The organism is Succinimonas sp. (assembly GCF_045225735.1).
Lineage (GTDB): Bacteria > Pseudomonadota > Gammaproteobacteria > Enterobacterales > Succinivibrionaceae > Succinimonas.
This window is the reverse complement of sequence record NZ_JBGVBR010000298.1, coordinates 1-6743: the sequence shown is the minus strand read 5'-3', so window position 1 is coordinate 6743 and position 6743 is coordinate 1. Positions and strand designations below refer to the sequence as shown.

Genomic DNA, 6743 nt, shown 5'->3' with positions numbered 1-6743 from the left:
CCGATATTTTACGTACATTAAACTGGAAGAGAGAGGCTTAAATATGGCATTCGTCAGCGCATATGCACCGGCTTCAATAGGCAATGTCAGCGTGGGATTTGATATTCTGGGGGCCGCTCTTAAGCCCATTACCGATCAGGTGCTGGGAGACGTGGTGGAGGTTCATGACGGGAACGCGGAGTTTGAGCTTTCCTGTGACGGCTGGTATTCCGGGAAGCTCCCCGCCGATTATAGAAAGAACATTGTTTACGATGCCTTTGAGGGCTTCCGGGATTTCATGAAGGAGAAGGGGCTCCCCATGAAGCCTCTTAGGATGGTTCTCCACAAGAATCTTCCGGTGGGATCCGGTCTCGGCTCCAGCGCCTCCTCCATTGTGGCTGCCGTGGCCGCTCTTGATGCCTTTCACGACAATCCCATGACCAGAGACGAGGCTCTTCGGCTCATGGGAAAGCTGGAGGGAAAGATCTCCGGCTCCGTGCACTATGACAACGCCGCTCCCTGCTACCTGGGAGGCATTCAGCTCATGGTGCAGGAACGCAATATCATCAGCGAAAGAGTGCCGGCCTTCCCTGACTGGTACTGGGTTTCCTGCTACCCCGGCATTCAGGTGAGCACCTCCGAGGCCCGCTCCATTCTGCCTAAGGAATATTCTCGCAGCGATGCCATCACCTTTGCCCGGCAGCTTGCGGTATTCGTGCAGGCCTCCCATACCGGAGACGATCTCCTGGCAGCGGCCGTGCTCCGGGACGTTATCGCCGAACCCTATCGCCAGAAGCTGATTCCGGGCTTTGCCGCCGTCCGGGAATATGCCCAGTCCATGGGGGCTCTGGCCACGGGCATTTCCGGTTCTGGCCCCTCGGTATTCATTGTGATGAAGGATCTGGAAAAGGCCGAGCAGGTACAGGAATGGCTTAAGCAGAACTTTATCCAGAACGATGACGGCTTCTGCAACATCTGCCGGATCTGCGAGGAAGGCACCGTTGTGGCCTGGCTCTGACGGCGGGAAGCGGAACAGCAGGAACAGGACGTTTCCGTAACGATATGTCCGGAGTCATTTTCCGGACTTGGCACTAAAGAATAACAGGAATTATCATGAAGCTTTACAACATCAAGGATCACTCAGAGGTCGTTTCCTTTGCCCAGGCCGTAAGACAGGGACTGGGCCGCAATCAGGGGCTGTTTTTTCCGGAGGAGATCGTTCCCTTTGAAGACGCGGATGCTCTTCTGGATCTGCCTTTCGTGGAAAGATCCGGCAAAATTCTCCGCCATCTTATCGGAGATGAGATCCCCAATCTGGAGGAGCTGGTTAAGAATGCCTTTGCCTTCGGAGCTCCGCTTTCTAAGGTTGATGACCGTACCTATGCTCTGGAGCTTTTTCACGGGCCTACTCTGGCCTTCAAGGATTTCGGGGCCCGTTTCATGGCGCAGTGCCTGAGCGCTTTGGCTTCTCAGGGGGAGGGCAAAAAGATCACCATCCTTACCGCCACCAGCGGGGATACCGGAGCTGCCGTGGCTCATGCCTTCTACAATCTTCCTAACGTAGATGTGGTAATTCTTTATCCCGAGGGCAAGATCTCCAATCTCCAGGAGAAGCTTTTCTGCACCCTGGGGGGCAATATTCGCACCGTAGCCGTAAAGGCCGCCTTTGATGACTGTCAGACTCTGGTGAAGAACGCCTTTGACGATCCCGAGGTGCGGGACGGCATTGGCCTTAACAGCGCGAACTCCATCAATATCAGCCGGCTCCTGGCTCAGGTCTGCTATTATTTTGAGGCTGTGGCCCAGCTGCCCCGGGACAGGAGAGATTCCGTGGTGTTCTCCGTGCCCAGCGGGAATTTCGGAGACCTTACCGCCGGTCTTATCGCCAAGGCTCTCGGACTTAAGGTTAAAAAATTTATCACCGCCACCAATGTAAACGACACCGTGCCCCGTTTCCTGGCTTCGGGATCCTGGGATCCCCGTCCTACCGTAGCCACCCTTTCCAATGCCATGGATGTCTCCCGTCCCAACAACTGGCCCCGGGTTACCGAGCTCTTCAGCGTCAAGGGCTGGGATCTCAAGGAGCTGGGCTATGGCCGGCTTACCGATGCGGAAACCGAGGCGGCTATGAGAGAGCTCAAGGCCAAGGGCTATACCTCCGAGCCCCACGGCACCATTGCCTGGAAGATTTTGGACAATACCCTGGAGGAGGGGGATACCGGCATTTTCCTGTGCACGGCATCTCCGGCCAAGTTCAAGGAAAACGTGGATCGCATTCTGGGCATGGATCTGCCCCTGCCGGAGGCGCTGAGCTCCCGGGCTGACATGAAGGTGCTGTCCGTGCCTATGGCAGCTGATTTTGCTGAGCTTAAGAAGCTCCTCCTCAGTAAGTAGCGCGTTTTGCGGGAGGCCGGCCAAAACCGGCTTCCTTATCAAGGAAGGCCCCTCTTCGGGCCTTTATTTTTTGAGTAACTCAGGAGAACCCCATGACAGCCGGACAGGAAGAGCCAAACCTCCCTCCCGCTATCCTGGAAGAGCCGTCTTCAGATTCTGCGCAGGGTGATAGCGAGAGCGCCGCAGAAGTTCCGGACACTCCGAAGGCAGCCCCGGAGGAAAGCGCGGCAGCCGGGACGGACAGCGCCGGCAGCCATGATGGTCGCATGGCCGACAGCATGGCGCAGCGTTATCAGGACAGTCTGGATCCTGAAAAGCGTTACAGCCTCACCGACCGGGCCCGGGCGGTGATGGAATTTTTTGAGCGGCAGGCCCGAGGGGAAGCGGTAAGCCGGGAGGACTGTCCCGAGGCTTTTCAGGGGCCGGACTGGGATTACGGGAGATCTCCCGGGACACCCGCAAAGCCTTCTCACGAAAGCTCTCCTTGGGCTCCCGGGGAGATCGGCGGAGAGATCAAAGGAGAGAGCGGGGAAGATAAACCGGATGAGAAACCAGGGACCGAAGCGGGAAAAGCAGAGATTCCTGCGGCCCCGGCGGCTCCGGAAGCTCCCGCTTCTGTTTGGGAGCCGCTTCGGACACTTCCTCCGAAACCCCCGGTTTCTGACATCAGGGAGTCTCCGGCGGAACCTGCCGCGGACAAAACCGGAACCGAGGTCGTTCCGGGGGAGGGGAGTCCGCTTCCGGAGCCCCCGGAAACGGTCACCTTAGATAAAACCGAGGACAATCTGGGGAACTGTCCGGAATGCGGCGCTCCCCTTTCCCTGTACCGAACCCGCCGGGGCCAGATGGCAGGCTGCTCCCGCTATCCGGCCTGCCGTTACATGAAGCCCGTGGCCGGCATCTATAAGGTGCGCATTGAGGAGATAATTCCCGATTCCGCCTGTCCGGAATGCGGCCAGGGCAATCTCACCCTGAGGAAAACCCGTTTTCAGAAGCTGTTCTGGAGCTGCGACCGTTACCCGGCCTGTACCTGCCGGCTGAACCGGAAGCCCGTCCGGGAGCGCTGTCAGCATTGCCAGAGTCCGGTAATGCTGGAATTCCGGGGCCGGCAGGGGCTTTATCTTAAATGTCCCCTGTGCGGCAAAAGGCAGGCCCGGGGCGAAAGGTGACACCCGGGGACAGAGGCGGTATCAGGTCAGAAGCGACTCAAGGCACCGGGGAGTTTTGAGAAGGACGATTTAACAGGATATTTTCAGCCGGTGATCCGGCGGGAATCTGAGGAGGCAAGAATGAAATTCAGGAAGCTGGCTTTTTGGGGAGCTTGGTGTTTTACGGGGATGCTGTATTTTGCGGCAGGTCTTTCCGGCGGGAATCAGGCTTTCGCGGCCGAGAGAGACCGTGCCTGCCGGGATCACCGGATTTACTACGCCGTCATCGATGTGGGGCATGCCGCCCGGGAGTACGGCGCCACCGCCTGGAACGGCGGCCATGAGTATGATTACAACCTGCGTTTTGCCAAGGAGCTGGCCGCCCGGCTGGAGGAGGAGCAGATCCCTTATATATTTTCGGGCTTTCACTCCGGCAAAAATACCCTGGATGACCGGATTACCCGTACCGGCCCGCAGGCGATCTTTATCTCGATTCATCATGATGCGGTGCAGCCCCGGTATTGTACCCTAAATGATAATCCCTGCGAGTCAGACTATGCCGCCGGCTATTCCCTGTTCGTCTCCTCTGAGAATCCGTACTATCAGGAATCTTTGGGGCTGGCCCGGGATATTGCGGCGGGACTTCGGGATGCCGGTCTTAAAAACAGCTCGCATCATGCAGAAAACATTCCCGGAGAGGGCCGGGAGTGGCTGGATAAAAACGGGGTGTTTCGTTATGACGGCCTGTGGGTGCTCCGGAAGGCTCAGGGCCCGGCGGTGCTCATGGAGGTGGGGGTTATTGTGAATCCCCGGGACGAAGCCTTTGTATCCGTGAAGAAGAACCGCCGCCGCTACATTGAGGCGGTAGTTACGGCGCTGAAGCGTCATATCAGACTGGAGCGCCGGAACTGACGGGAGGCGGGAGTAAGCTCGGCTATGAAATTTCAAAACAGCGACAATCAGAAGGCCGGAGCTCTTGCGGCAGCGGCCTCTCAGGCGTCCGGGATCAGCTTTAAAGGACGGAGGGGATTCCGGGAAGTCCTGAGAGAGCTTTTTCGGGAGGAAACCACCGGGTGGCAGCGCAATGAGCTTATCTGGCTGGGGTTTTCTGTCGGGAGCATTGCCGTGATTTCCACGGCCTACAGTCTTTCCCGGGGGCTTTCTCTGCTGTCAGGGGATTTTATTATCAGCCTTGGCGCTGCCGTTCTGGGGTGCCTTGCCGCGATATTTACCGGACAGGGAAAACTGGGGGCCTTTGTCTTCGGATTTCTGAATTCGGTGCTTTACGGTCTGATTTCCTTCCGTTACGGTTACTACGGGGAAGTCATGGTAAAGTTTCTGGTGTTCATTCCCCTGAATGTCTACGGCTTTACGGTCTGGATCCGGCACATAAATCCTCTGGGAAATGAAACCTCCAAGAGAAGCTTAAGCTGGCCGGGGCGCCTGTATCTCCTTCTGACTGCGGTTTTCCTTACCGGGGGCTACGGACTCTTTCTGACCTTCTTGGAGGGGCAGTATCCCTTCTGGGACGGCTTCACTACCATTCTGGCCACCATGGCGCTTATTCTGTGCATCATGAGGTACTCGGAGCACTGGATCCTCTGGATGATCATTAATGCGGTCAGCGTGGGCCTCTGGGTGGCTCCTTTCATGGACGGCCGGGGAAAGCCCATCGCAGTGCTTCTCATGTGGTGCTTCTATCTCATAAATTCCGTGGTGATGTACCTCCGCTGGCGGCGGCATGAAAGACTGGAAAGAGAAGCGGCTCAGGAGTCTCCGGCATAGTCGGAGCAGAAGGCCGGTAACGGATTCTTAACTAATGCCGCAAAGGTGCTAAAATGCTGCCGTGAGAGCCCGGACGCGGTTTCGGGACAGAGGATATTCTTAACCGGCCTTATTTGCAGTGCCGGAAATTATTCAGGGAGAAAGGAAATGTCTGACAGATTTGTGGCTATTTTAATGGGTTCTGATTCCGATTTGCCGGTGGTGGAGGGCGCCTTTCAGGTGCTGAAGAGCCTGGGGATCCGGGCCGAGGGCAAGGTAACCTCCGCCCATCGCACTCCGGATGCCACCAGAGAGTATGTGAAGGATGCCGAAGCCCGGGGCTGCCAGGTGTTTATCTGCGCTGCCGGCATGGCGGCCCATCTGGCCGGCGCCGTGGCTGCCGCCACTACCCGTCCGGTTATCGGCATTCCGGTGGATTGCGGCCCCCTGAACGGCGTGGATGCCCTTTACTCTACCGTGATGATGCCCGGGGGGATTCCGGTAGCCGCCATGGGCATCGGGAAGTCCGGAGCCAAGAATGCCGCCTATCTGGCTGCCGAGATCATGGCTCTATCCGACGGGGAACTGGACAAGGCCGTTAAGGCTGAGAGACAGGCCCGGGCCGAGGACGTGGCCCGCAAGGATCAGGCTCTGCAGAAGAAGCTGGAGAATGTTTGACGCTTCTCCCGCAGCGGCGGCCCGGGCGGTAAAGAACGGCGGGGTTGTCGCCTATCCCACGGAGGCGGTATTCGGCATCGGCTGTCTCCCGGAGGATGTCCGGGCGCTTTCCCGGGTCATGGAAATCAAAAAGAGGGATCCCGCCAAAGGGGTTATCGTTATCGGGGGATCCTTTGCGGAGGTGGCCCCGTTTCTGGATACGGCGCTTATTCCGGAGGAGTTTCTGACAAGGATGCGGGATTTCTGGCCCGGCCCCGTGACCTGCGTGCTTCCGGCCAGAAAAGGGCTTCCGGATCTCCTTACCGGCGGCCGGAGCACTCTTGCGGTACGGGTTTCCGCCCATCCTCCGGTTGCGGATCTCTGCCGGCTTTCCGGAAGCGCTTTGGTGTCCACGAGCTGCAATGTCAGCGGAAAACCTCCTCTGAGAACAGCCCGCGAGGTCAGGGATAGCTTTCCTCCGGACACCTTTGACTGTATTCTGGATCTCCCCTGCGGCGCCAGTCTCCGCCCCAGCAGGATCATTGACGGGCTTACCGGCCGGGTGCTGCGGGAGTAGCTTCCGTAATGTTTTCTGAAAACTCTTTATTCAGTTTTTAATCAGGAAGGATGTATGGATAAATATGCGGTTTTGGGGAATCCTGTCAAGCACAGCAGGTCTCCGGCTATTCATGCCATGTTTCGGGATGAAACCGCCCAGGACATGGAATACGGCGCTCTTCTTTGCCCATTGGGAGAGTTTGCCAGGACTGTGGACAGGTTTCGGGCAGAGGGCGGCAAGGG

At 57.7% G+C, this 6743-nt stretch carries 7 protein-coding genes and 1 pseudogene; all 8 read left to right on the top strand.

Annotated elements, in window-relative coordinates:
• Window positions 1–43: 43 nt before the first annotated feature.
• Window positions 44–997, top strand: a complete 954-nt coding sequence (gene thrB / locus ACJROR_RS10780) for a homoserine kinase (protein WP_406547059.1) — start codon at window positions 44–46, stop codon at window positions 995–997.
• 95 nt (window positions 998–1092) lie between these two features.
• The gene (thrC, locus tag ACJROR_RS10775) at window positions 1093–2373 is read left to right on the top strand and encodes a threonine synthase (RefSeq protein WP_406547058.1); all 1281 of its coding nucleotides are present in this window, start codon (window positions 1093–1095) and stop codon (window positions 2371–2373) included.
• Window positions 2374–2465: 92 nt separating this feature from the next.
• Window positions 2466–3542, top strand: a complete 1077-nt coding sequence (locus ACJROR_RS10770) for a type I DNA topoisomerase (protein ID WP_406547057.1) — start codon at window positions 2466–2468, stop codon at window positions 3540–3542.
• Window positions 3543–3662: 120 nt separating this feature from the next.
• The gene (locus ACJROR_RS10765) at window positions 3663–4433 is read left to right on the top strand and encodes an N-acetylmuramoyl-L-alanine amidase (protein ID WP_406547056.1); all 771 of its coding nucleotides are present in this window, start codon (window positions 3663–3665) and stop codon (window positions 4431–4433) included.
• Between the two features lie 24 nt (window positions 4434–4457).
• Window positions 4458–5306: a nicotinamide riboside transporter PnuC gene (gene pnuC, locus ACJROR_RS10760; protein WP_406547055.1), complete on the top strand. Its 849-nt coding sequence runs from the start codon at window positions 4458–4460 to the stop codon at window positions 5304–5306.
• 147 nt (window positions 5307–5453) lie between these two features.
• Window positions 5454–5963, top strand: a complete 510-nt coding sequence (purE, locus tag ACJROR_RS10755) for a 5-(carboxyamino)imidazole ribonucleotide mutase (RefSeq protein WP_406043886.1) — start codon at window positions 5454–5456, stop codon at window positions 5961–5963.
• A complete protein-coding gene (locus tag ACJROR_RS10750) occupies window positions 5956–6519 on the top strand; it encodes an L-threonylcarbamoyladenylate synthase (RefSeq protein ID WP_406547054.1) in 564 nt (187 codons plus the stop codon). Before purE ends, ACJROR_RS10750 begins: the two co-directional genes overlap by 8 nt.
• Window positions 6520–6573: 54 nt before the next feature.
• Window positions 6574–6743 (top strand): annotated as a pseudogene (locus tag ACJROR_RS10745) (shikimate dehydrogenase); the annotation flags it as partial.